Annotated in this window: 23 protein-coding genes; 11 read left to right on the top strand and 12 right to left on the bottom strand. The window is 64.7% G+C overall.

The annotated features are described in order from the left end of the window. Positions 1 to 20: 20 nt before the first annotated feature. From recF to rpsT, 5 genes are all read right to left on the bottom strand, one after another. Positions 21 to 1,157, bottom strand: coding sequence for a DNA replication/repair protein RecF (gene recF, locus Q0743_RS26530; RefSeq protein WP_298244436.1), 1,137 nt, complete (start codon positions 1,155 to 1,157; stop codon positions 21 to 23). Positions 1,158 to 1,203: 46 nt separating this feature from the next. Next, a complete protein-coding gene (locus tag Q0743_RS26535) occupies positions 1,204 to 1,491 on the bottom strand; it encodes a GIY-YIG nuclease family protein (protein ID WP_298244437.1) in 288 nt (95 codons plus the stop codon). 57 nt (positions 1,492 to 1,548) lie between these two features. Then, the gene (gene dnaN, locus Q0743_RS26540) at positions 1,549 to 2,667 is read right to left on the bottom strand and encodes a DNA polymerase III subunit beta (protein ID WP_298244438.1); all 1,119 of its coding nucleotides are present in this window, start codon (positions 2,665 to 2,667) and stop codon (positions 1,549 to 1,551) included. Positions 2,668 to 3,090: 423 nt separating this feature from the next. Beyond that, complete coding sequence (gene dnaA / locus Q0743_RS26545) at positions 3,091 to 4,500, bottom strand: chromosomal replication initiator protein DnaA (protein WP_298244439.1); 1,410 nt, start codon at positions 4,498 to 4,500, stop codon at positions 3,091 to 3,093. A 1,257-nt stretch (positions 4,501 to 5,757) separates the two neighbouring features. Beyond that, positions 5,758 to 6,024 (bottom strand): 30S ribosomal protein S20, encoded by a 267-nt coding sequence (gene rpsT / locus Q0743_RS26550; RefSeq protein WP_298244440.1) that lies wholly within the window; start codon positions 6,022 to 6,024, stop codon positions 5,758 to 5,760. A gap of 361 nt (positions 6,025 to 6,385) precedes the next feature. Here rpsT and Q0743_RS26555 point away from each other — a divergent pair, with 361 nt between their 5' ends. From Q0743_RS26555 to Q0743_RS26565, 3 genes are all read left to right on the top strand, one after another. Next, positions 6,386 to 6,703, top strand: coding sequence for a hypothetical protein (locus Q0743_RS26555; RefSeq protein WP_097661488.1), 318 nt, complete (start codon positions 6,386 to 6,388; stop codon positions 6,701 to 6,703). Positions 6,704 to 6,876: 173 nt separating this feature from the next. Further along, positions 6,877 to 7,533 carry a peptide-methionine (S)-S-oxide reductase MsrA gene (gene msrA, locus Q0743_RS26560; RefSeq protein ID WP_298244441.1) on the top strand — a complete coding sequence of 219 codons (657 nt, stop codon included), beginning with the start codon at positions 6,877 to 6,879 and terminating at the stop codon, positions 7,531 to 7,533. Positions 7,534 to 7,796: 263 nt separating this feature from the next. After that, positions 7,797 to 8,546, top strand: coding sequence for a polysaccharide biosynthesis/export family protein (locus tag Q0743_RS26565; RefSeq protein WP_298244442.1), 750 nt, complete (start codon positions 7,797 to 7,799; stop codon positions 8,544 to 8,546). A gap of 1 nt (position 8,547) precedes the next feature. Here Q0743_RS26565 and Q0743_RS26570 read toward each other — a convergent pair whose 3' ends face one another. From Q0743_RS26570 to Q0743_RS26585, 4 genes are all read right to left on the bottom strand, one after another. After that, positions 8,548 to 9,030, bottom strand: a complete 483-nt coding sequence (locus tag Q0743_RS26570) for a hypothetical protein (RefSeq protein WP_298244443.1) — start codon at positions 9,028 to 9,030, stop codon at positions 8,548 to 8,550. Between the two features lie 112 nt (positions 9,031 to 9,142). Next, on the bottom strand, positions 9,143 to 9,814 hold the full coding sequence (locus Q0743_RS26575; protein WP_298244444.1) for a dienelactone hydrolase family protein: 672 nt from the start codon (positions 9,812 to 9,814) through the stop codon (positions 9,143 to 9,145). A gap of 211 nt (positions 9,815 to 10,025) precedes the next feature. Continuing rightward, complete coding sequence (locus Q0743_RS26580; RefSeq protein ID WP_298244445.1) at positions 10,026 to 10,361, bottom strand: hypothetical protein; 336 nt, start codon at positions 10,359 to 10,361, stop codon at positions 10,026 to 10,028. Between the two features lie 24 nt (positions 10,362 to 10,385). Continuing rightward, positions 10,386 to 11,150, bottom strand: coding sequence for an alpha/beta fold hydrolase (locus tag Q0743_RS26585; RefSeq protein ID WP_298244446.1), 765 nt, complete (start codon positions 11,148 to 11,150; stop codon positions 10,386 to 10,388). Positions 11,151 to 11,669: 519 nt separating this feature from the next. Here Q0743_RS26585 and Q0743_RS26590 point away from each other — a divergent pair. The 3 genes from Q0743_RS26590 to Q0743_RS26600 all read left to right on the top strand — a co-directional run bounded on the left by Q0743_RS26590 (position 11,670) and on the right by Q0743_RS26600 (position 15,932). After that, positions 11,670 to 12,161, top strand: coding sequence for a (2Fe-2S)-binding protein (locus Q0743_RS26590; RefSeq protein ID WP_298244447.1), 492 nt, complete (start codon positions 11,670 to 11,672; stop codon positions 12,159 to 12,161). Continuing rightward, the gene (locus Q0743_RS26595) at positions 12,158 to 14,452 is read left to right on the top strand and encodes a molybdopterin cofactor-binding domain-containing protein (protein WP_298244448.1); all 2,295 of its coding nucleotides are present in this window, start codon (positions 12,158 to 12,160) and stop codon (positions 14,450 to 14,452) included. The genes Q0743_RS26590 and Q0743_RS26595 overlap by 4 nt, the downstream gene beginning before the upstream one ends. A 385-nt stretch (positions 14,453 to 14,837) precedes the next feature. Next, positions 14,838 to 15,932 (top strand): HD domain-containing phosphohydrolase, encoded by a 1,095-nt coding sequence (locus Q0743_RS26600; RefSeq protein WP_298244449.1) that lies wholly within the window; start codon positions 14,838 to 14,840, stop codon positions 15,930 to 15,932. 64 nt (positions 15,933 to 15,996) lie between these two features. Here Q0743_RS26600 and Q0743_RS26605 read toward each other — a convergent pair whose 3' ends face one another. After that, positions 15,997 to 17,577, bottom strand: coding sequence for an AMP-binding protein (locus Q0743_RS26605; RefSeq protein ID WP_298244450.1), 1,581 nt, complete (start codon positions 17,575 to 17,577; stop codon positions 15,997 to 15,999). Positions 17,578 to 17,777: 200 nt separating this feature from the next. Beyond that, positions 17,778 to 18,188, bottom strand: a complete 411-nt coding sequence (locus tag Q0743_RS26610; RefSeq protein ID WP_298244451.1) for a VOC family protein — start codon at positions 18,186 to 18,188, stop codon at positions 17,778 to 17,780. Between the two features lie 125 nt (positions 18,189 to 18,313). On the opposite strand from Q0743_RS26610, the gene Q0743_RS26615 reads away from it, so the two are divergent. Both Q0743_RS26615 and Q0743_RS26620 read left to right on the top strand, forming a co-directional pair. Further along, complete coding sequence (locus Q0743_RS26615; protein WP_298244452.1) at positions 18,314 to 19,288, top strand: tripartite tricarboxylate transporter substrate binding protein; 975 nt, start codon at positions 18,314 to 18,316, stop codon at positions 19,286 to 19,288. A gap of 149 nt (positions 19,289 to 19,437) precedes the next feature. Continuing rightward, positions 19,438 to 19,725 (top strand): DUF3551 domain-containing protein, encoded by a 288-nt coding sequence (locus tag Q0743_RS26620; protein WP_298244453.1) that lies wholly within the window; start codon positions 19,438 to 19,440, stop codon positions 19,723 to 19,725. A 10-nt stretch (positions 19,726 to 19,735) separates the two neighbouring features. On the opposite strand, the gene Q0743_RS26625 is transcribed toward Q0743_RS26620, so the two are convergent. Further along, entirely contained in the window at positions 19,736 to 20,977 is a 1,242-nt protein-coding gene (locus Q0743_RS26625; protein WP_298244454.1) for a trypsin-like peptidase domain-containing protein, read from the bottom strand. A 196-nt stretch (positions 20,978 to 21,173) separates the two neighbouring features. Between Q0743_RS26625 and Q0743_RS26630 the strand changes: the two genes are divergently transcribed. Genes Q0743_RS26630 through Q0743_RS26640 form a run of 3 tightly spaced genes read left to right on the top strand, consistent with a single transcriptional unit; the run spans position 21,174 to position 22,924 of the window. Further along, on the top strand, positions 21,174 to 21,791 hold the full coding sequence (locus Q0743_RS26630; RefSeq protein WP_298244455.1) for a hypothetical protein: 618 nt from the start codon (positions 21,174 to 21,176) through the stop codon (positions 21,789 to 21,791). Then, the gene (locus Q0743_RS26635; protein ID WP_174718868.1) at positions 21,778 to 22,152 is read left to right on the top strand and encodes a transcriptional regulator; all 375 of its coding nucleotides are present in this window, start codon (positions 21,778 to 21,780) and stop codon (positions 22,150 to 22,152) included. The genes Q0743_RS26630 and Q0743_RS26635 overlap by 14 nt, the downstream gene beginning before the upstream one ends. A gap of 34 nt (positions 22,153 to 22,186) precedes the next feature. Continuing rightward, entirely contained in the window at positions 22,187 to 22,924 is a 738-nt protein-coding gene (locus tag Q0743_RS26640; RefSeq protein WP_298244456.1) for a di-trans,poly-cis-decaprenylcistransferase, read from the top strand. The last annotated feature ends 67 nt before the right edge of the window (positions 22,925 to 22,991 follow it).

Raw genomic sequence — 22,991 nt, forward strand, 5'->3', positions numbered from 1 at the left:
AAGCGGGTTCAATGCCGCCACTAGCGGCGGGCGGAGACTCGTCCGCTCTCGACGTCAAACACTTCGCCTCCCGCGCCGATCTCGGCGAAGGCCGCCGGGTCGGCGCCGGTCAGCCAGACCTGCGCGCCGAGCTTCTTCAGCTCGTCGAACAGCGCCGCGCGCCTGTTCGGATCGAGATGCGCCACGACCTCGTCGAGCAGCAGCAGCGGCACGATGCCGGTCATCTCGGCGACCAGGCTCGCATGCGCCAGCACGAGGCCGATCAGCAGCGCCTTCTGCTCGCCGGTCGAGGCGTCGCGCGCCGGCATGCTTTTCGGCGCATAGACCACCTGGAGGTCGGTGAGATGCGGGCCGTCGGTGGTGCGGCCGGCGATGGCATCGCGCGGACGGTTGTCGCGCAGGATCTGGCGGTAGCGGTCCTCGACCGAGGTCGCGGTCTCGGTCAGCAGCGCATTCTCCATCCAGCCGTCGAGCGCGATTTGAGCCGAGGGAAAGGCGGAGGCCTGCGCGCGCGCGTTGAGCATGCCGGTCAGCCGCGCCGCGGTCTGGCCGCGCGTTGCCGCCACCGCGACCGCAAGCTCGGCAGTCTCGCGCTCGATCGCGTCACACCAATGGTCGTCGTAATTGCGCGTCTCGAGCAGGCGGTTGCGCGAGCGCAAGGAGCGCTCCAGCGCGTTGATGCGGCTGGAATGCTCGTTGTCGATGGCGAGCACCAGGCGGTCGAAGAAGCGCCGGCGCTCGGAGGCGGCGCCCATGAACAGCCCGTCCATCGCCGGCGTCAGCCAGACCATGCGGATGTGGTCGCCGAAGGCACTGGCCGAACCCACCGGCTCGCGGTCGATGCGGCAGCGTCGGGTGACGGCGCTATCGGCGCGCGGTGGCTCGATTCCGGTGCCGAGCGTCGCCAGCCCCAGCGCACCCTCGACCTGCGCCGCCACCGCCCAGGAGCCGTCGCCCTGGTTGTCGGCGACGTCCTCCAGCGTGGCGCGCCGCAGGCCGCGCCCGGGTGAGAGAAACGAGATCGCCTCGATGCAATTGGTCTTGCCCGCCCCATTCGGCCCGACCAGCGCCACCAGGTCAGCCGCCGTCTCGAGCCCCCCCGCCCGATAATTGCGAAAATGCGTCAGCGTCAGGCGATGAATGCGGGAGGGGATCATGTCACTCTGTCATTGCCGGGCTTGACCCGGCAATCCATCGCCCGCATCAGCGGGCAATTTCATCATATAGGTCTTGCCACGCGGGATTGCTCTTCACGATCAGATCGATCTTCCACTCGCGCGACCAGTGCTTCATGTTCTTTTCGCGCTGGAGGGCAGCGGAAATCGTATCGTGTGCCTCGAAATAGACCAGGGTCTTCACCTCGTAGCCCTTGGTGAAGCCGTCCGCCAGGCCTTCACGGTGCTCATAGACGCGTCTGACCAGATTGTTGGTGACGCCGACGTAGAGTGTTCCACCGGGCTTGCTGGCGAGGATGTACACCCAATAAGTCATCTTGTTTGATGGATGGCCGGGTCAAGCCCAGCCATGACGAGAAGAGAAAAAAGCCCCTCACACCCGCATCGGCATCAGCACGTACAGCGCGCTCTTGTCGTCGCGGTCCTGCACCAGGGTCGGCGAGCCCGGGTCGGCGAGCTTGAGCGTTGCGACGTCGCCTTCGATCTGGGCGGCGATGTCGAGGAGGTAGCGGGAGTTGAAGCCGATATCGAGGGCGTCGGAGGCGTATTCGACCTCCAGCTCTTCGGTCGCGCTGCCGGAATCCGGATTGGTCACCGACAGCACCAGCTTGCCCGGCGACAGCGACAGCTTGACCGCACGGCCGCGTTCGCTGGAGATGGTGGAGACGCGGTCGACCGCGTTCTCGAAGTCCTTCTTGTCGACGACGAGCTCCTTGTCGTTGCCTTGCGGAATGACGCGGCCGTAATCGGGGAAGGTGCCGTCGATCAGTTTCGAGGTCAGCACGACGTTGCCGATGGTGAAGCGGATCTTGGCCTGCGACAGCTCGATCGTCATCTCGGCGTCGGTGTCCTCGATCAGGCGCTGCACCTCGCCGACGGTCTTGCGCGGCACGATCACGCCGGGCATGCCCTCGGCGCCCTTGGGCTGCACCAGGTCAAGCTGGGCGAGGCGGTGGCCGTCGGTGGCGACGCCGCGCAGGGTTGCGGCCTTGGCCGAGCCGGCCGCGTGCAGATAGATGCCGTTGAGATAATAGCGCGTCTCTTCGGTCGAGATCGCGAACTGGGTGCGGTCGATCAGTCGCTTGACGTCCTTGGCGGCGAGCGAGAAGGAATGCGACATGTCGCCGGCGGCCAGGTCCGGGAAATCATTCTCGGGGAGTGTCTGCAGCGTGAAGCGCGAGCGGCCGGCGCGGATCGCCAGCACGGCGCGATCGCCGTCGGCCTCCAGCACGATCTGCGAACCATCCGGCAGCTTGCGCACGATGTCGTAGAACATGTGTGCCGGCACGGTCGTGGAACCCGCGGTCGCGGTTTCCGCCGGAAGCGTCTCCGTCACCTCGAGGTCGAGGTCGGTCGCCTTCAGCGACAATTTGGCGTTCTCGGCGCGGACCAGCACGTTGCCGAGGATCGGAATCGTGTTGCGGCGTTCGACCACGCGGTGGACATGGCCCAGTGACTTCAGGAGTTGCGCGCGTTCGACCGTAACCTTCATTGCACTACTCGCCCGATCCCCAAGAGAACTTCACGGAAAACATCATGTCGTAGAAGCCTGGCGGTCGAAAGGCCCGCCGCGGCACCGATGACCCCGCAAGGCCAGGGTCATCCAACCGATATGACCAAAGCCGTCAGGGTCGCGCAAGGTGGCGCGGAAAGCCATCCAGTTCAAGGGATTGGGGGCCAGTTCCCCACGATTTACAGCTCAAAACGAAGCCGTCGCCCCGGCACAGCTCCACTCCCTCGGCCCGCTTGCGGGGGGCGGGACGAGCTACGCTCGCTCTGAGAGGGTTGGGGTGAGGAGAGTTTCCGCGGGGGAGGTGAGAGTTGGACTCGCGGAGAGTCCCCCCTCACCCGAATTCGATCTGCGATCGAATTCGACCTCTCCCCGCAAGCGGGGAGAGGTGACAGAAATAGGCGTTTATTCCTGAAGCTGGCGCTTCAGCGACTCCACTTCCTCCGACAATGCGGTGTCCTTGGAGACCAGGGCCTCGATCTTGCGCACGGCATGCAGCACCGTGGTGTGGTCGCGCCCGCCGAAGCGGCGGCCGATCTCGGGCAGCGAGCGCAGGGTCAGCGTCTTGGCGAGATACATCGCGACCTGGCGCGGGCGCACCACATTGGCGGTGCGGCGCGACGACAAGAGGTCGGAGCGGCTGACGTTATATTGCCGCGCCACCACGCGCTGGATGTCCTCGATCTTGATCCGCTTCGGCTCCGAGGGGCGGACCAGATCGCGCACCTCGCGCTCGGCCATCTCCAGCGTCACCGGCTGGTTGTTCAGCTTCGAGTGAGCGAGAAGCCGGTTGATCGCGCCTTCGAGGTCGCGGCCGTTATGGGTGATGGTGCGCGCGAGATAATGCAGCACTTCCTCGGGTACGTCGAAAGTCGCATGATGGGTGCGGGCGGCTGCGACGCGCGATTTGAGAATGCCGTGCCGCAGCTCTTCTCCGAGCGAGCCCATCTCGACCACGAGGCCGCCGGCAAGCCGCGAGCGGACGCGGTCATCGAGGCTTTCGAGGTCGGACGGCGGACGGTCGGCCGCGATCACGACCTGGCGGCCGGCGTCGATCAGCGCGTTCAGCGTGTGACAGAACTCGGCCTGGGTCGACTTGCCCTGCAGGAACTGCAGATCGTCGATGACGAGCACGTCGATGCCGCGCAGCGCTTCCTTGAACGCGAGCGCCGTCTGCGTCTTCAGCGCGGCGACGAAGCCGTACATGAATTTTTCTGCCGTGAGATACAGCACCTTGCGCTCGTTGCCGGAATTGCCGGCCCAGGTCACGGCCTGGAGCAGGTGCGTCTTGCCGAGGCCGACGCCGGCATGGATGTAGAGCGGGTTGAACATCACGGGGTCGCCACGGCGACCTTCCGCGACCTGACGCGCAGCCGCATGGGCCAGCGTGTTGGAGCGGCCGACGACGAAGCTGGCGAAGGTCAGGCGCGGATCGAGCGGCGAGCCGCCGAGCGCGTCGTGATTGGCCGAGACCGGCGCGGTCGCGGTCGAGCGCAGCTCGGGCGCGGGCGCACGGCGCGTCTCGACCGGCGCAGGGGCTTCCTTCGGCTGCACCACGGGGCGCACCGCAGAGCGAACGGTGAGATCGATACGATGCACTTCCGGCATCTCGGCCTGCCAGCACGACAGCACGCGCTCGGCGTAATGGGCCTGGATCCAGCTCTTCAGAAAGCGCGTGGGCACCGAGAGACGCACGCTCTCGTCCTGCACGCCTTCGAGATCCATGCGTGCAAACCAGCTCGTGTAGACGTCTTCGCCAACGTTCGAGCGCAGCCGGCTCTTCACGCGTGACCAGCGATCCTGTTCCATTGTCATCGTCAGAAAACTTCTCTTGAGAGATAAGGTTGCGTGGTGAGCGCCATGCAGGGCTTCCTGTCATGGCGCGACCTCAAGCGAGTCCATCATCAGGCATGGCTCGACCGTTCGGCGGAATGCGCCGCGGGTCAGATCAGCGATGTCGGAGATGGAGAGTTCGCGAGGTCAGCGCGTACTCGACGCGCCCTCGCACGTCGGAGGCTGAACGCAGGACGGATCGGAGACGGCATCGTTGAACGATGGAACTTGTGTCAATACCGCGTTGAATCCGTAGGACATGATACCTCCCCGTCCCGCCGTGATCGCTCACGGCAAGGTCCTGCGTGTGAAAGACAACCGCCCCTGAAACGCTTCAGTCGCAGATGTCCCGCCCGTCTGTACTAGTCGTCCGCTCGGCTTCGCCGCCTTGCGTGCCGGGGCAGCTTCGCGATGTCTCTCATGCGCGCCAGGCGCGAGGCGGGAAGATCCCGCTTGGAGACATTCAGACAAAGAACTACCGTTCCCATATTGCTATGGGTTTTGGATCCGACATCGCTTTTTGAAGCGTCGCCTACGTGCACACCGCCGCCGATTTGCACGCTCGCCCCGTTTCCTAAACCGCGCTGGTCTGAAGATCGTGGGCGCCGCTGACGACTTAAGGAATACACTAAGCGGAAAGACTCGCAACGAATTGATTCACACTTGAGCCACCAAAAAAACTTGACCTCGGTTAATGCCGCGCGCGACTTGTGCACAGGCTTCGGAGCAAGTTTTTGGATTCGTGCACAGAATCGAAAATGCCGCGCCTCATGTGACAATTCTCCGCCACCGCCAATTTTTTTTACAAATTTGTCACGCACTCGACGCGTGGGGCGATTTTTCCAAATGCTTGCGGGCACTATGTCGATAAGTGATTAGCGAGACATCGTTTTTTGAGTCTCGTTTCACAGGGTAACTCCATCGCGAGATGTGTTCCGGTGAATCTACGGTGTGCAGAACTCTTGCGCGCGCGAATTCAACTTAAGCCCGCCGCACAAGGGTTTTCGCAACGCAGAAAGTTTCCGCTGTTGCACGACATCGGCAGGTAGAACTACGGAACGAAGAATAGCGCAGGCGGTGCGAACCTTCCAATCGAAGATTGATCGCGACGTGACCGCTTGCGTGAATATGACCGCAACAAAAAAGCCCGGCGCGATGCCGGGCTGTTTGACGTGTGCGATGTTCGATCGATCGGCCGACCGACTGGTCCGCGATTGCTCGAGCCAGTTACTTGGGTCGTTACTTGGCGAGCTTGGAGATCTGTGCGGTGAGGCGCGAGACTTTGCGGCTGGCGTTGTTCTTGTGAATGATGTTGCGCTGGGCGGCACGCATCAGGGCGGGCTCGGCATTCGCCAGCGCCTTCACGGCAGCGGCGCGATCGCCGGTCGCGATGGCTTCCTCGACGGTGCGCACGGCGCCGCGCATCTGGGTGCGGCGCGACTTGTTGACGGCGGTGCGGCGGGCGATCTTGCGCGTCGCTTTCTTGGCGGAAGTGGTATTGGCCATGGTCTCAATATCCTTTGCGGGGTCCGGTCGCGTCTTGGTCGGGTAGCGCCGGCTTGCTTGACCGCGGAATCGACGCTCGGATTTAGGGTGTTCGGTTGCTGGCCGTCCCCGGAACATGAGGCTTCAAAAAGCCTGCAACTGCTCAAAGAACAGCGGCGGCAGGATTGCGCCCGCCGCCAGTTGGCGCCCTTATAGAGAGGGTCTTCGGCACCGTCAACGCTTTCCGGGCTGGAAAAGCGGGCCTTGGAGGCTCCAGGGGGCGCCGTAACGCCCTGAAGAGGTTGAATTTCTGCCGTCGGCCGGCTATTGGCTGGCGGCGTTTGTTTGGGTCCTCCGATCGGACGACCATATAAGGTGAGGCATGATCCGCGGCTTTTTCCGACTGATTGGGCTGCTGCTGCTCGCCGGCGGGTTCATCTTCATGGTCTATGACGGTGCCCGCTGGGTGGCCGACCAGACCCTGCGGTTCACCCGGTTCGGCCAGTTCTGGAACGACGTCAACCAGGCCAGCCAGTCCGCCTTCCGCACCTGGGTCGAGGCCAAGGCGCCCTGGCTCTGGACCTCGGTGATCCGCCTGTTGCTGGATCAGCCGGTCTTTGCCGTCCTCGGCATTCTCGGCATTGTGCTGATGCTCCTGTTCCGCCCGCGGAAACCGCTGATCGGCTATTCCCGGGATTGAGCTTTCAATTCCCGCCGGGATTGAGCTTTCAATTCCCGTCGGGATTGAGCCTTGCAAGGCGTGACGTAACAACGCTGCTCCCGCCCGCGTAAACACCTATATTCCCACCTCATCGCGAGCACGGCGCCCGAGCATCTGGCTCGCGCGACGGACAGCTCGTTTCGGAGACCATCATGCTGTTCATGCGCAAGACCACCGCATTGCCGAGCGCAGCTGAGGCGCTGCCCGGCCGCGCGCAAGCCATTCCGACCGCCACCAGCCATTTCGTCAACGGCCGCAAGCTCAAGCCGCCTTATCTCGCCGGCCTCGAGCAGGCCGTGTTCGGGCTCGGCTGCTTCTGGGGCGCCGAGCGCAAATTCTGGCAGCTTGGCGATGGCATCTACACCACCGCTGTCGGCTATGCCGGTGGCCACACGCCGAACCCGACCTATGAAGAGACCTGCTCGGGCCGCACCGGCCACACCGAAGTGGTGCTGGTGGTGTTCGATCCGAGCGAGATCTCCTATGCGACGCTGTTGAAGACGTTCTGGGAGAGCCACAACCCGACGCAGGGCATGCGTCAGGGCAATGATATCGGCACGCAGTACCGAAGTGCGATCTACACGCATTCCGATGCGCAGAAGAAAGCGGCCGACGAGTCGAAGGCGCTCTATCAGAAGGCGCTCGCAGCCAAGGGCCACGGTGCCATCACCACCGAGATCGCGCCGGCAGGCGAGTTCTACTTCGCCGAGGACTATCACCAGCAATATCTGGCGAAGAACCCCGCCGGCTATTGCGGGCTCGGCGGCACCGGCGTGTCCTGCCCGATCGGCGTCGGTGTGAGCGCGTAAAAGTAAGTTGTCGAAGCGGGCGGCCCTTCCCCTCCCCTGGAGGGGGAGGGTCGATCGCGCGTAGCGCGAGCGGGGTGGGGTGACGGTCTCTCCGCGTCCAGCAGTGCTCGTCTGGAGAGATCACCCCACCCCGCTACGCATTGCGCTTCGCTTCATGCGTAGCGACCCTCCCCCTCCAGGGCAGGGTGGTTGCTCCCCGCAAACGCTTTATTAACCATAATCGGTGCATCACTGGAGCCATCTCGTTTCGAGGGATAGGTCCGGTGCCAGTTGCACGCGCGTTTCGATCGTCGATCTCGGCAGTGGCCTTGGCAGCGTCCGCCGCGCTGAGCCTTGGCGGCTGCATGCAGACCGCCGGCCCCGTCGCGGTGATGCCGCCCCGCGCCGATCTCGACTCCATGGCCTACGGCCAGCCCTACAGCGCCCCGCAGCCGGTCGTCGTTGCCAACAATGGCGGCGGCGCCATCGCCGCGCTCAGCAACTCCTTTGCCGCTTCGCCCGCACCCATGCCGGTCGGCTACGCCGCGCCGATGGCCGCGCCCGTGCGTTACGATGCCTCTTACCATCTCGATGCCGGCGACAAGCTGCGCGTCGTGGTCTACGGCCAGGAGGGGCTCACCAACAGCTACGCCATCGATGCCGGCGGCTCCATCACCATGCCGCTGATCGGCGCGGTGCCGGCCCGCGGCCGCACCACGGCGGGACTCGCCGGCGAGATCGCCGCGCGCCTGCGCAACGGCTACATCCGCGAGCCCTCGGTCGCGGTGGAGATCGAGTCCTACCGCCCGTTCTTCATCCTCGGCGAAGTCACCGCGCCCGGCCAATATCCCTACGTGCCGAACATGACGGTCGAGAGCGCGGTCGCGATTGCCGGCGGCTTCTCGCCCCGCGCCAAGCGCGACGTCGTCACCGTCACGCACACCGAGAACGGCGGCTCGATGCGCGCCGTGGTGCCGCTCGGCACCCCCTTGAACCCCGGCGACACCGTGTTCGTCGGCGAGCGCTGGTTCTAGCTCACCGTCTGAAATCCAGCCGACCGTTCGGAAAGCATCCGTCGATCCTGTCCGCGCCGACCACGCGCCCGACCCATGGCCGCGTGATCGCCGGCGTGGTCAGGTTGATGTATTTTCCGACCAGGCGGTCCGCGCCTTCGCGCGTGGCGTCGATCAACCCGTGGCGGTGGCCATTGTCCCAGTCGAAGCGCAGATAGACGCGGTCCCCTGCGATGCGGATATCCGCGCGCCCCTGCTTCCATTTGTCCGGCGTATCGCCGGCAATGGTCGGATCGGCGCCGCCGTTCCAGCGGCTGGCCCAGATGCCTTCAAGCGGATCTGACGGCGCTGCGATCACGGCCCACGCCGCCGCGTTTCCGTCCGCGACGTCGCCCGGCAGCGTGGCCGTCGCGGCATAATCCATCACCTCGGAATCATCGGGTGCGGGCACGTCGATGGTTCCGAACGGATTGCGGATGACGAGGTGCGTGATGGCTTGCTGCATGGCGGTCTCCCGGCGCGAGTTGGCTTGGTCAGCCTGCTCTATCGCCGGGCGCCGCAATGCAGCCACCCGATTCCTGCTTCGAGGGGAGTGACGGAGGAGAGGGCAGTACGTCCTATTTCAAATGCGTCGCGAAGAACGCCATGCTGCGCGGCCAGGCGATGTCGGCGCTGGTCTTGTCGTAGCTGGCGCGTTCGTCGCAATGGAAGCCGTGCTGTGCGCCGGGATAGATGAAGACCTCCACATCCGGCCGCTTCGACTTGATGGTTTCGACGTCGGTCAGGGGAATGCCCGCGTCCTTCTCGCCGAAATGCAACTGCGTCGGCACCTTCGGCGTCTCGTCGGCAAAGCGCACGACGGCGCCGCCGTAATAGCCGATCGCGGCCTTCAGGCCGCTTAGTCGCGTTGCCGCGACGAAAGCGATGCTCCCGCCAAGGCAAAAGCCGATAATGCCCACGGGCCCTACGCTTTTCACGGCATCGATCGCCGCCTGCGTGTCGCGCAGCATCGCGGCCCAATCGGGATTGGCGACGAACTTGCGCGCCTCCGTGATCTCGTCGGGCGAATAGCCGGACTGGAAATTCGGCGCGGTGCGGTCGAAGATCGACGGCGCGATCGCGACATAGCCTTCCCCGGCGAGGCGGTCGCAGACCGAGCGGATGTGGTGATTGACGCCAAAGATCTCCTGGATCACCACGACCGCGCCCTTCGGCTGGCCTGAGGGATCGGCGCGATAGGCGCCAAGCTGGAAATTGTCGGACGCCGTCAGTCTGATGTTTTGTCCCACGCGGGTTGTCCTTCTTGGTTGGTCGTTGATCGAGAACTTCGGCCCCTCCGCAAACTCGTCATGGCCGGGCATAGCCGTCCGAAGGACGGCGTCGCTTTGCTCGCCTATGTTTCGGGCATCCACGTTCTTGCTACCGCTCGAAAGATCGTGGATGGCCGGGACAAGCCCGGCCATGACGATGTGGCAATTATCTGGGCCACGAAGAGCCTCCTCACTCCCACGTCCAGTTCTCGCCGTAATCCTCCTTCCATCCCGCCAGCCGGCCATGACGGAATTGCAGGAACAGGCGGTGACGGTAAGGGATCAGCCCGCTGCCGCCGATGTTGCGCAAGGCCAGATAGATTTCGTTGCCGGGCCGGCCCCGCACATATTGCAGGGGTTGTCCGACAGCGCGCGCGGTCTGCTCCGCATCCATGCCGAAGGCGAGCGGTGTGTTGTTCGACAAGGTCGTGACGAAGGGCTGGCGCGCGGGCATGCCGCCGAACGGCTCGGCCTGCGCGGACATCGACAGCAGCACCGCGCCCGCGGCCAACATCGCCTGCTTCATGGTCTGTGTTCCCGTTCGATCGTCCTACGCCGGCAAGTTCTTCAGGAAAGGCAGCACCGCGTCAACAAAAGCCTTGGGCTGATCGATGTTGACGGCGTGACCGGCCGCGGGGATCACGACCTTTTGTGCGCCGGGGATTTTTGCCGCCATGTAGTCGGACGCGGCGAGGAACGGCGTGTCGTCGGCGCCGACCACGATCAGGCAGGGCACCTTGATGTCGGGCAGCAGCTCCATCACGCGGGCGTCGCGCTGGGTCAGCATGCCGCGCGCGGCGAGCGCCAGTCCCCTGGCGTCGCGATGACTGGCGGTGGCGCGTTCGCGCGTGGCCGATTTCAGCATCGCGAGCCCCTCCCGGTCGAGCTTGTCGGCGGTGGCGAGCGCCCGCGCGTTCCAGGCCTCGCGCGCGTCGTCCTTCTTGAAGCCCGGGCCGGTGTCGATGATCAGCAGCGCGCGCGTCGCTTGCGGATGGGCACGATAGAACGCGAGCGACATGTAGCCGCCAAGCGACAGCCCGCCGATGACAGCGCGCTTCGCGCCGACCGCATCGAGGATCGCCGCCATGTCGCCGACCGTGAGCGCTTCGCTGTACGCGTTCGGATCATCGGGATAGTCGGACTGGCCGTGGCCGCGCATGTCCCACAGGATCAGCTTGTGGTCCTTCGAAAGCGCATCGACCTGCCCATGCCACATCGCCGAGGTTGAGGAGTAGCCGTGCGTCAGCAGCAATGGCGGTCCGCTGCCGTGAACCTCGTAGTAGATCCCGACGCCGTCCCGATGAATCCTTGGCATAGTTTCAGCCCCTTTTTTCTCTCGCCGCTAGCGCGGTGCTTCACCCTGCCCTGGAGGGGTCCGGGACGAGCGTAGCTCGCCCGTGGGTCGTCTCACATTGAGCGCAGCGAAATGTGAGACGGGGTGGGGTGACGGTCTCTCCATCTCCAACAGTGTTCGTGTGGAGAGATCACCCCACCCCGCTCGCGCTCCGCGCGATCGACCCTGCCCCTCCAGGGGAGGGTAAAGGTTTGCGTGAGGCTGTACTCTAGCTCGCCAAGTTACCTCGAAGAAACTGCCTGAATGCGATGGCGCACATGCAGGCGCTCTGCTTGTTGCGTCCAGCCGCTGCAACCTCGTCCCGCTCTCGCAACGCACAACGTGTCGCGGCAGCGTTTGTTTCGACTCGTTCCAAATTGCATTTGCAACAGTAATCGAACGCGATCATGCTCGCGGCCAAGGCTGGCGCCAGCCCGGTGGGCGTCCGCCATTCAAGTTGCCGCCGTTAGCGGCTTCATGCACCGGCAGGGGAAGACGCCTATGCCAACTCTCACCATCAACGGGCGGAGTATGTCCGTGGATGCGGCGAACGACACGCCGCTCCTCTGGGCGATCCGCGAGCAATTGCAGATGACCGGCACCAAGTTCGGCTGTGGCGCCGGGTTGTGCGGCGCCTGCACCGTGCACGTCAACGGCGAAGCCGTGCGCTCGTGCCAGACCATGGTCGGCGACGTCGCCGGCAAGAAGATCACCACCATCGAAGGCCTCTCCGCCAAGGGCGATCATCCCCTGCAGAAGGCGTGGGTTGCCGAGCAGGTGCCGCAATGCGGTTACTGCCAGTCCGGGCAGATCATGCAGGCGGCCTCGCTGCTGGCGAAGAACTCCAATCCGACCAAGGAAGAAGTGGTGGCGCATATGGACGGCAATCTCTGCCGCTGCATGACCTATTCACGGATCCAGAAGGCAATCATGCGCGCCGCATCCGAGATGCGCACCGCGTCGGCCACCTCCAACGAACGGAGGCCCACATGAACGAGCATGTGAAGCCCCTGATGCCGGAGACGACGGATCTCAGCCGCCGCTCCTTCCTCGTCGGCACCGCCGCCACCGGCCTCGTGCTCGGCTATGCCGGCGTGCCCGGCATCGATTCTGCGGCCGCCGCGGCGCCCGCCAGTTTCGAGCCGAGCGTCTGGTATTCGATCTCACCGGATGGTCTCGTCACCGTGACCTGCGGCAAGGCCGACATGGGCCAGCACATCGCCTCCACCATGGCGCAGATCGTCTGCGAGGAGTTAGGGGCGAAATGGAGTGACATGCGGGTCAATCTCGCCTCCAACGACCCGAAGTTCAACGACCCCGTGCTGGGTGCGCAGATCACCGGCGGCAGTTGGTCGACCATGATGAACTTCGAGGCGATGAGCCGTGCGGGCGCCGCCGGCCGCATCGCCTTGACGGAGGCCGCCGCCGCAGCCATGGGCCTGCCGCCCTATTTCAAGGACGAGCTCGTGGTGCGCGACTCCGTCGTCTCGCACCCGAAGTCGAAGAAGCAGATGAGCTTTGCCGAGATCGTCAAGAGCGGCAAGGCGACGAAAACCTTCACGCCGGACGAGCTGAAGGCGATCAAGCTGAAGACGCCGGATCAATACACCATGATCGGCGTCTCGGTGCCGCAGCTCGACATCCCCTCCAAGACCAACGGCACGGCCAAATACGGCATCGACGTGATGCTGCCGGGCATGGCCTACGGCAAGGTGGTGACCCCGCCGGTGCGCTTCGGCGCCACGGTGAAATCGGTCGACGACAGCGACGCCAAGAAGGTGCTCGGCTTCATGAAGGCCGTCATCCTCGACGACAAGACCGGCACCACGTCCGGCTGGGTCGTCGCGGTGGCCAACACCTATGCCAACGCCCGCAAGGCGGCGGACGCGCTGAAGATCGCCTATGACGGCGGTCCCAACGCGAAGCTGTCGAGCCAGTCGCTGCTGGATGAGGCCAAGCGGCTTCAGGGCCTGGAGGATTCCGGCCAGTTCTTCGTCAAGGACGGCGATCCCAATGCGGCCTTCGGTTCGGCGGCGAAAGTGGTCGAGGCCGAGTACACCACCAGCATCAACATCCATGCGCCGCTGGAGCCGATGAACGCCACAGCGGAGTTCAAGGGCGACATCCTGCACATCTATTCCGGCAACCAGTTCGCGACGCGCTCCGGCGCGATCGCCGCGGGTGCGGCCGGGATCGATCCGAAATTCGTCGTGATGCATCAGCATTGGCTGGGCGGCGGCTTCGGCCGGCGTCTCGATGCCGACATGATGATCCCCGCGGTGCAGGCGGCGAAGGCGGTCGGCAAGCCGGTCAAGGTGATCTACTCGCGCGAGAACGACATGACGATGGATTTCTCGCGGCCGCTCACCTATCAAAAGGTCAAGGCCGGCGTGGACGGCGACGGCAAGCTCGTCGCGCTCAGCCACGACGTGGTCTCGGCCTGGCCGACCGCGCGCTGGGGAATTCCTGATTTCCTCACGCCTTCGGTCGACAAGAAGGGCCCGCTCGACAGCTTCACGGTCAATGGCGCGGACTTCTTCTACACCGTGCCCAACCATTATGTGCGCGCGATCAAGAACGAGCTCGCGCACAACGCCACGCCGTCCGGCCAGCTTCGCTCGGTGGCACCGGGCTGGACCTTCTGGGCGGTCGAAAGCATGATCGACGAGATCGCGGCCGCCACGGGCAAGGATCCCGCCCAGTTCCGCATCTCGCTGCTCGACGGCGCCGGCAAGAACGACGGCGGCGCGCAGCGGCTGCGCAACACGTTGCTCGCTGCGATGGGACTGTCGGGCTACGGCACCAGGCCATTGCCGAAAGGCGAGGGCATGGGGGTCGCCTGCGTCTCGTCGCAGGAGCGCGCGACCGCGAGCTGGACGGCGTGTGTCGCCCATGTCGCGGTGGCGCCGTCGGGTGCGGTGACCGTGAAGAAGCTCACGGTCGCAACCGACGTCGGCACACAGGTGCATCCCGACAACATCCGTGCCCAGGTCGAGGGCGCGGCGCTGTGGGGCCTGTCGCTGGCGATGTACGAGAAGGCGACGCTGAAGGACGGTGGCATCGAGCAGACCAATTTCGATACCTACCGGCCCTTGCGTATGAGCCAGATGCCCGAGGTCGCGGTTGCCGTGATCGCCAATGGCGAGAAGGCCACCGGCGTCGGCGAGCCCGCGGTGACGGTGGTTGCCCCGGCCATCGGCAACGCCATCTTCAACGCGAGCGGTGCGCGCGTGCGGGCGTTGCCGATCACGGCGGAAGCCGTGAAGGCGAGCATGAAGGCGTAAGCCGAGCTGCGATTCCCGAATGAGACGATCCGCCGGAGGCCAGCCTCCGGCGGATTTGTTTTGAGATCCCTCGGCATACGCGCACGCCGTCGTGCCCGGGCTTGTCCCGGGCATCCACGTTCTTTCGCGCCGCGGTATCAAGGCCGTGGATGGCCGGGACAGGCCCGGCCATGACGGAGACTTTGGGCCAAAATTCCCCTTTGTTATCAATGTCGTTCTACTGTGCATGGGGTTGTTTTCGCGATTTTGCACTCCGGCTCGCGCAGTCCGATCCGTAAAATTGCGTGTAATTTCCCAAAGTTCCATTGAGCACGCCTCTTAAGGGCCGGAGAACCTGATCCGGCTTAGGCTGACGCCAAATCCAGTCCCATGCTTTGGGGAAGTCATGAACGCGCCAGCCAAAACCGCCGCCAAACGCCGGCTTCTGCTCGCCTCCGACCGGAGCGACGAGAGCACCGAGCTCGCCAGCATCCTGAAGGCGGTCGGCGAGGTCTCGACGGTGACCACCCAGGGCATCCCCGAGCAGCCGGCGCGCGATCTCTCCGGTCTCGTGGTCGACATCAATCTGCGCTCGCCCGAGAGCGTGCAGCGGGTGCGCAACAAGCTGCGCGGTGACGCCTATCGTTCGATGCCGCGGCTGTTCGTGCTCGCCGACGCCCTGCATCACGGCACCATGCAGGCCTGGGCGCTCGGCGCCACCGACACCATCTCCCGGCCGCTGCAGGCCGACGCCATTCTCCAGCGCATCCGCGCCGCCTTCCCGGACACCGCCGTCTATGACGCCACCGATCGCGGCAAGACGCTCAACCGCGGCGTCGAGGCGGCGCATGCGGTGCTTGCCAAGATGTTCGAGAAGCTGCCGCTCGGCGTGCCCTTGACCTTCGACGACGTCATCGCCGCCGAGAGCAAGATCCTGAAGGCGATCAAGCACTCCTCGCTGCGCGAATGGCTCACCACGGTCGGCTGCCACCATGTCGGCAGCTATCGCCACTGCCTGTTCGTCACGGGTTTTGCCGTCGCCTTCGCGCAGCATCTCGGCATGCGCGAGGACGACCAGCGCCGCCTGACCCGCGCCGCGCTGCTGCACGACGTCGGCAAGGCCTTCGTTCCTTCCGCGCTGCTCGACAAGCCCGGCAAGCTCTCCGACGAGGAGATGGCCGAGGTTCGCCAGCATCCGCGCCGCGGCTATGACGCGCTCGCTGCGCAAGGCGGCTTCCCGCCGGAGATGCTCGACGTCGTGCTGCATCACCACGAATTCCTCGACGGCTCCGGCTATCCGAACGGCCTGTCGTCGAACCAGATCAGCGACATCGTGCGCCTGACGACCATCGTCGACATCTACGCGGCTCTCGTCGAGAAACGCGCCTACCGCATGCCCTTCACGCATTCGCGTGCGTTCGGGATGATGGAAAGCATGGGCGGCAAGCTCGACCAGCAGCTGCTGCAGGCATTCCGCCCGGTGGCGCTGGGGTCGTTCTAGGCGAGCTGCCGCAATTGCGGATGCGCGCGGCCTGCTTACCCTCCCCCTCCAGGGGAGGGTAAAGTCACCCCACCATCTTCCGCAGCTCCGCCTTCGCCACCTTCTCCAGTGTCGAGCGCGGCATATCGTCGACGAGCCTGATCTCGCGCGGCAGCTTGAAGTCGGCGAGCCCCTTGCGGCAGGCGGTCATCACGCGGTCCTGCAGATCGGGCGCGGCACCCGCGACGCCGCCGTGCGGAATGATGAAGACGACGGGCACCTCGTCCAGCATCGGATGCTTCTTGGCCACCACCGCGGCCTCGCGCACGCCGGCCACGAGCGCGATCACCTGCTCGATCTCTGACGCTGCGACGTTCTCGCCGCCGACCTTCAGCATGTCCTTGGCGCGGTCGCCGAACTTGATGTAGCCGTTCTCCAGCCGATCGACCCGGTCGCCAGTCAGGAAGAAGCCCTGCGCGTCGAAACTCTCGCGCGTCGCCTTCTCGTTGTGCAGATACTCCGCGAACAGCGACAGGCCGGGGATGCCCTTGATCGCGAGATTGCCGGTGCCCCCGACCTCCGTCGGCCGGCCGTCATCGTCGGTGATGCGGATCTCGTACTCCGGCGCCGCGCGCCCGATCGACATCGGGATGTTGGGCTGGTCGACCTCGCCGACGATGCCGTGGGTGATGGTCTCGGTCATGCCCCACCAGCCGATCATCTTGATGCCGAACGCGGCGAAGGCCGGCGGCTCGTTGATCGCGGTGCCCCACAGACGGAATTTGTGGTCTTTCGGGATCTCCTGCTCGAGCAGCGCCTTCATGCAAAAGGGGATCGTCGAGGTCCAGGTCGCGCCGTGCTCGCGCGCGACGCTCCAGAAGCGGCTGGCGGAGAAGCGCGGCTGGATCACGCAGGTGCCGCCGACCCACAATGTCGCCAGCATGGAATAGGCGAGGGCGTTGGTGTGGAACAGCGGCAGGTAGGCCTGGTGCACGTCGCTCGCATGCAGATCCTCATGCGCGGCGTTGATCTTGGCACCCCACAATGCGTTGGCATGGGTCCACAGCACCGCCTTCGGCCGCGAGGTCGTGCCTGAAGTGTACTGCACGCTGCACGGCGCGAGCGGATCGGTTACGCGTTTCGGACGGTCCGCGCTGTCGGCGAACAAGGACTCAAAACTGTCGCCACGTGAAACCGGCTGGCTCGGGGCCGCGCCCGCATCATGCGAGGTCACCGCCAGCCAGCTTATGTTGCGGCAATTCTGCGCGACGATGTCCGCATAGGCCGGCTGCGTGATCGCGGCGACGGCGCCGCAATGATCGGCGAAATATTCGATTTCTGCCGGTGCCGAGCGGGTGTTGGTGGTGACTGCGATGGCACCACACTCGACACAGGCGAACCACGCCAGCATCGCCTCGATGCAATTGTCGAGATGAATGAGCACATATTCGCCCGGCTTGACGCCGCGTCTTGCAAGGCCGGCCGCGAGCGCGCCGACCCGCTCGTGAAACTCGCCATAGCTCCAGTGCCGCGCCGGCGCGTCGAATGGCGCCCAGATCAGGAACGGATGATCGCGCCGGACCTCGGCGCGCAGCTTGAGCAGCCAGGGCACGTCGAGCCCGTCGAATGGGCTCACGATGCCGGCGCTGGTTAGTTGGATAGACATGGCTCCTCCCGTGCAGGCTGCATCTTGCTGGCGGCTGCTTCTTGATTATTGCGTCTTCCTGCCATCGGATGGCGCGGGGCGCAAATCGGGGTAGGTGCTGATGTGGCTGCGGCTCAACCTGGTTATGGACGCGCAATCTCTCCATCGTCATGGCCGGGCTTGACCCGGCCATGACGACCGATTGCGTAGCGCGAGCATGGCTAATCCGCGTACGACGAGATCTCGATCAGGCTGCCATCCGGGTCCCGGCAATAGACCGAGCGCAGCGTGCCGCGCGCGCCCTGCTTGGGAACCGGGCCTTCCTCGATCGCAACGCCGTGTGCCTGCAAATGCGCCACCACCTCGTCGGGCGCAGCCGAGGTGAGGAAGCAGAGGTCCTCGCTGCCGGCGGTCTGATGGTTCGCGGTGAACCATTCCACCTTGTCGGCATCGCGCGGCCGGACGTTGATCTTCTGGTTACCAAAAACAAGTGAAGTCCGCGGCGCTTTGCCGCCGCCGGGATCGAACACCTTGACTTCCATGCCGAGAATCCTGCGGTACCAATCCGCGGTGACCGTGACGTCGGTGACATTGATGACGAGATGATCGAGGGCTTCGACCTTGACCGGCATGCCTTATCCTTTCGTCGCGATGCGCCCCACGCACTTTCCGCCTGCAGCAAGCTTTGTTACAACCCCGCCGACGCCGGTTTCAAGCTGTCTGGCTTCAAGAACAACACGTTGGGAGAACCCTTGAGATGATCACTCGCCGTACCGCGCTGGGCCTGCTCGCCGCCAGTCCGCTTGCAGCCACCCCGCTGTCGAAGGCTCTTGCCGCCGATTATCCGGCCCGGCCCGTGAAATGGGTGGTCGGCTATCCGCCGGGCGGTGCCACCGACATCCTGGCGCGGCTGATCGGCCAGCGGCTTTCGGAAAAGCTCGGCCAGCAATTCGTGATCGAGAACAAGCCGGGCGCCGGCAACAATATCGCCACCGAATCGGTCGTCAATGCGGAGCCCGACGGCTACACGCTGCTGCTGGTCAATCCGGCCAACTACATCAACAGCACGCTCTACAAAAATCTCAAGTTCAACTTCGTCAACGACCTCGCGCCGGTGGCCTCTTTCCAGCGCGTGCCGAACGTGATGACCGTCAACAAGGACGTGCCGGCGAAAACCGTCGCCGAGTTCATCGAATACGTGAAGGCCAATCCCGGCAAGGTGAACATGGCATCCTCCGGCAATGGCACCTCGGTGCATCTGTCCGGCGAGATGTTCATGGCCATGACCGGCTGCAAGATGCAGCACGTGCCCTATCGCGGCGCCGCGCCCGCGATCACCGATTTGCTCGGTGGCCAAGTGCAGGTGATCTTCGACAACATGCCCTCGATCATCCAGCACATCCGCTCCGGCGCGCTTCGCCCACTCGGGGTCACCACGTCGCAACGCTCTTCGCAATTGCCCGACGTGCCGACGATTGCCGAGACGGTGAAGGGTTACGAGGCTAGCGCGCTGTTCGGTATGGCCGCGCCGAAGAACACGCCAAAGGAAGTCATCGCCAAGCTCAACAGCGAGGTCAACGCGGTCCTGAAGGAACCCGACATGACCAAGCGCTTGGTCGAGCTCGGCGGCGAGCCACGGGTGCAGACCCCCGAGGCCTTCGGCGAGGAGATCAAGGCCGAGACCGAGAAGTGGAAGAAGGTCGTCGAGTTCGCCGGCCTGAAGGTCGAGTAGCGATCTTGTGATATCACGGATTGGAGCCCCGCCGTTCGGCGGGGCTTTTTTCTTGCGTGCTCTGCTTCGTTGATCTGGAATAAAGCGGCGCTGCGAAACCTGATAATGATGGCACCCGTAACTCGTGCCAGCTGAAGAGGAGTTGGATCATGCGCAAGACGCAATTGGTGCTGTTGACGTTCAGTGCGGCGGCCTTGGCGATCTTGGCCGGCTTCGCCACCGTCACGCCGGCGGCCGCCCGCGACTACCCCTGGTGTGCCCAGGGCGGAGAATATGACTACCCCGGCGAGTGTTCCTACAGCAGCTACGAGCAATGCCAGGCCAGCGTATCCGGCCGGCTGCTGTACTGCGATCGCAATCCGCGCTTCGCCTATGGCCAGGGGCAGCCACAGCAACCGCGGCCGCCTCGTCGGGTGCGCCCCGTCGCGCCTTATTGAGAGTCGCGACCTACCGCTTCGCGTCCGCCTGCTCCGTGCCGGTACACGAGATCAGCATCGTGTAGGCGCGCGCGTTGGCTGCGATGTCTGTGGTCTTCAGCTCACCCTTGGGCTCTGCGGTCTGGTAGGGCACCACGGAATTGTCGAGGAAGTCGCGCAACGCGCCGGTCTTGATGGCGAAATTGATGTTCTCGGGGATGTTGCCGGTTGCGACCGCAATCCTGAGGTTGTCGAGCTTTCCCGTGACCACGCCGACGATCTGCCCGGTGGTGTCGAACAGCGGGCCTCCGCTGTTGCCGGGCTGCACGGGCGCGCTGATCTGCAGGAAACGCGAATCGTTGCGCATACCGCTGAGCGAGCTCACGATGCCGGTGGTCACGGTGAAATCCGAGCTCAGCAGCCCGCGGTAGGGAAAGCCGATCGCGACCACGGAATCGCCGGAGCGGATTGAGCGATCGCGGATCCGCGCGACCTCCTTGAACGTCGCGGTCGACGGCGCCTGCAGGAGGGCGAGGTCATTCGTTGCATCGCTCGATACGACGCGCAACGCCATTGCGGCTTCGCCCGTGAGATTGCCCTTGAGGTCGCTGCACCCCTCGATCACATGGTTGTTGGTGACGATGTGTCCGTTGGCGCTGACAACGAAGCCGGTGCCGCTCTTGGACTTGACCGGCTTGCCGGCCGGCGGTGATGTCTGCTTCTCCGCCGTGGCGGCCGGCTTGGCCGCCCCCTTGGTGAAATCTCCGGCCTTGCTCAGTCCGTCGGCTTTCACTCTGGTGACGCAATTGGACAATGCCGCGATCACGGGTCCGGTCGAGGTCAGGTCGAAATTCAGCACGGTGCGGCCGCTGGTTGCGACCATCAGGCCTGCCTTCTGAAACGCGCGCACCACGTTGACCGGCATGACCGCCGTGAGCATGTTCGGCTGATTGGCCGTGGCGAACAGCCGGGCCTGCTCCCGTCCGTCGAAGATGACGTCGATCGCGGCGTTCTCGCCTTGCTTGAAGCGATAGCCCGGACTCGCAAAGGCCAGAGACCATGTGCCGGTGGCATTGTAACCGACAACCAGGATGACGCCGCTCGCATAAGATGTCGTCGCGGCGCAATGGGAGAACGCGCCGGTCTCGTCATTGCTGAAGGCGCCCCCGATCCAGTTGCCGACGTTGACGCTGCCGAACGGTCCCGCCGCATGCGCAACTCCCGCGATGCCGACCTGCAACAAGGACGCAACGATGAATGATTTAAGCCACATACCGGCCCCCGGAACGCTTTTGCGCCACATCTTATCTGCGGGAGCATGGCCCGCGCAACCGGCAGTTGTCCGTCGCGGCGCAAATCCTTTCGAGGCGATTTCGCGCTTGCGTTTACTTTGCGACGCTATATACTTTGCATTACAAAGTGGCGGGGACAGACCATCCCGGAAATGCGGGCGGAGCGAGGTTCTGGCGTTGCGCGATCTCGACAAGGCACTGGCCGACATCGTGGCGATCCGCAGTCAGATCGCGGCCGGTACCGCGTTCCGCGGTTATGGTCCGGCGACGATGGCCGCGACCGCCGCGGTCGCGCTGCTCACCGCAATCCTGCAATTCTGGCTGCTGGGCGATCCCACCGGCGAGCCGCTCGGCTTCTTTGTCGGCTGGTTCATTGCCGCTGCGCTCTCCGTTCTGATGATCGGGATCGAGATGCGCGCGCGCTCGCGCCGGCATCATTCGGGTCTGGCAGATGCCATGATCCATCAGGCGGTCGAGCAATTCCTGCCTGCCGGCGTTGCCGGCGTGTTGCTTGCGGTGGTGACGTGGAAGTTCGCGAGCGAGACGTTGTGGCTGCTGCCCGGCCTGTGGCAGATCCTGGTGTCGCTCGGCATTTTTGCATCCGTCCGCTCGCTGCCGCGCACCGTCGCGCTCGCCGGGGCCTGGTATTTCGTGTCCGGCTTCGCCGTGGTGGTGCTCGCGAGCCAGACTCACACGCTGTCGCCATGGACCATGGGGCTGCCCTTCGTGATCGGGCAGTCTGTGATGGCGGCCATCCTGCATTTCGCGTCCGGAGACCATGATGTCGAAGACTGACAGCGCACCCTTCTCCTACGAAGGGCTCGACCGCGTGATCCATGAGAAGGCGAGGCTCGGGCTTCTGACCTCGCTGATGGCGCACCCGAAGGGTCTGGCGTTCGCCGACCTCAAGCAGCTCTGCGGTCTCACCGACGGCAATCTCAGCCGGCACCTTGCCGTGCTCCAGGAGGCCGGCCTCGTCGACGTCACCAAGGGCTATGAGGGCAATCGCCCGCACACCACTTGCCGTCTCACCAAGACCGGGCGCCGCCGTTTTCTCGACTATCTGGCCGTGCTCGAGCGCCTTGTGCGCGACGCCGCCAAGGCTGCCGGCCGCGAGGCTCCGCCGGTCGGCCGCCTCGGCATCGTCTCGACCTGATCCTGCCCCCCCTTTTTTTACCGGAGACTTTGCAATGCAAAGTGATGCGTCCCGCAACGAGAATCTTCATGTCGGCATCATCATGGACGGCAACGGGCGATGGGCGACGCGCCGCGGCCTGTCGCGCGTGCGCGGTCACGAGGCTGGCGTCGAGACCATCCGCCGCATCGTCGAGGCCGCGCCCAAGCAGGGCATTGGCACGCTGACGCTCTACGCCTTCTCCACCGACAATTGGCGGCGGCCGAAGGCCGAAGTCGCCGCGCTGATGACCCTGCTGCGCTTCTATCTTGCGAGCGAGGTGCTGAGCCTCGTCAAGAACGGCGTGCGCCTCTCCGTGATTGGCCGTCGTGATCGCCTGCCTGAAGGTATCGCAGGCGCGATCACCCGTGCCGAGGAAGCCACCGCTCACGGTGGCACGCTGCATCTGCGGATCGCGGTCGACTATTCCGCGCGCGACGCCATCCTCAATGCCGCGGCGAAGGCGGCTGCGTTGACCAGCATCACCCGCGAAGCGTTCTCGCAACTGGTCACCGGGGAGGCCGACCTGCGCGACGTCGATCTCATCATCCGCACCTCGGGAGAGAAGCGGCTGTCGGACTTCCTGCTCTGGGAGGGCGCTTACGCCGAGCTGCACTTCACCGAGCGGATGTGGCCCGAGTTCGACGCGGGCGATCTCGCCGTGGCGCTGGCCTCCTTCCACGGTCGCGAACGCCGCTTCGGCGGTCTGCAGGCGATCATGCCCGAGGAGGTGCCGTCGCTCTCGCGTGTGTGACGCGCGGCACACGAAAACGCCGTGTTCGTTTTCATCCGCATGATTGGCAGCAGCGTCCAAGCGGATG

Source organism: uncultured Bradyrhizobium sp. (assembly GCF_936943645.1).
GTDB lineage: Bacteria > Pseudomonadota > Alphaproteobacteria > Rhizobiales > Xanthobacteraceae > Bradyrhizobium.

Coding starts and splice junctions, on each gene's coding strand:
- recF (WP_298244436.1), bottom strand. CDS start 1,157: ATGATCCCCTCCCGCATTCATCGCCTGACGCTGACGCATTTTCGCAAT.
- Q0743_RS26535 (WP_298244437.1), bottom strand. CDS start 1,491: ATGACTTATTGGGTGTACATCCTCGCCAGCAAGCCCGGTGGAACACTC.
- dnaN (WP_298244438.1), bottom strand. CDS start 2,667: ATGAAGGTTACGGTCGAACGCGCGCAACTCCTGAAGTCACTGGGCCAT.
- dnaA (WP_298244439.1), bottom strand. CDS start 4,500: ATGACAATGGAACAGGATCGCTGGTCACGCGTGAAGAGCCGGCTGCGC.
- rpsT (WP_298244440.1), bottom strand. CDS start 6,024: ATGGCCAATACCACTTCCGCCAAGAAAGCGACGCGCAAGATCGCCCGC.
- Q0743_RS26555 (WP_097661488.1), top strand. CDS start 6,386: ATGATCCGCGGCTTTTTCCGACTGATTGGGCTGCTGCTGCTCGCCGGC.
- msrA (WP_298244441.1), top strand. CDS start 6,877: ATGCTGTTCATGCGCAAGACCACCGCATTGCCGAGCGCAGCTGAGGCG.
- Q0743_RS26570 (WP_298244443.1), bottom strand. CDS start 9,030: ATGCAGCAAGCCATCACGCACCTCGTCATCCGCAATCCGTTCGGAACC.
- Q0743_RS26580 (WP_298244445.1), bottom strand. CDS start 10,361: ATGAAGCAGGCGATGTTGGCCGCGGGCGCGGTGCTGCTGTCGATGTCC.
- Q0743_RS26585 (WP_298244446.1), bottom strand. CDS start 11,150: ATGCCAAGGATTCATCGGGACGGCGTCGGGATCTACTACGAGGTTCAC.
- Q0743_RS26590 (WP_298244447.1), top strand. CDS start 11,670: ATGCCAACTCTCACCATCAACGGGCGGAGTATGTCCGTGGATGCGGCG.
- Q0743_RS26595 (WP_298244448.1), top strand. CDS start 12,158: ATGAACGAGCATGTGAAGCCCCTGATGCCGGAGACGACGGATCTCAGC.
- Q0743_RS26600 (WP_298244449.1), top strand. CDS start 14,838: ATGAACGCGCCAGCCAAAACCGCCGCCAAACGCCGGCTTCTGCTCGCC.
- Q0743_RS26605 (WP_298244450.1), bottom strand. CDS start 17,577: ATGTCTATCCAACTAACCAGCGCCGGCATCGTGAGCCCATTCGACGGG.
- Q0743_RS26610 (WP_298244451.1), bottom strand. CDS start 18,188: ATGCCGGTCAAGGTCGAAGCCCTCGATCATCTCGTCATCAATGTCACC.
- Q0743_RS26615 (WP_298244452.1), top strand. CDS start 18,314: ATGATCACTCGCCGTACCGCGCTGGGCCTGCTCGCCGCCAGTCCGCTT.
- Q0743_RS26620 (WP_298244453.1), top strand. CDS start 19,438: ATGCGCAAGACGCAATTGGTGCTGTTGACGTTCAGTGCGGCGGCCTTG.
- Q0743_RS26625 (WP_298244454.1), bottom strand. CDS start 20,977: ATGTGGCTTAAATCATTCATCGTTGCGTCCTTGTTGCAGGTCGGCATC.
- Q0743_RS26635 (WP_174718868.1), top strand. CDS start 21,778: ATGTCGAAGACTGACAGCGCACCCTTCTCCTACGAAGGGCTCGACCGC.
- Q0743_RS26640 (WP_298244456.1), top strand. CDS start 22,187: ATGCAAAGTGATGCGTCCCGCAACGAGAATCTTCATGTCGGCATCATC.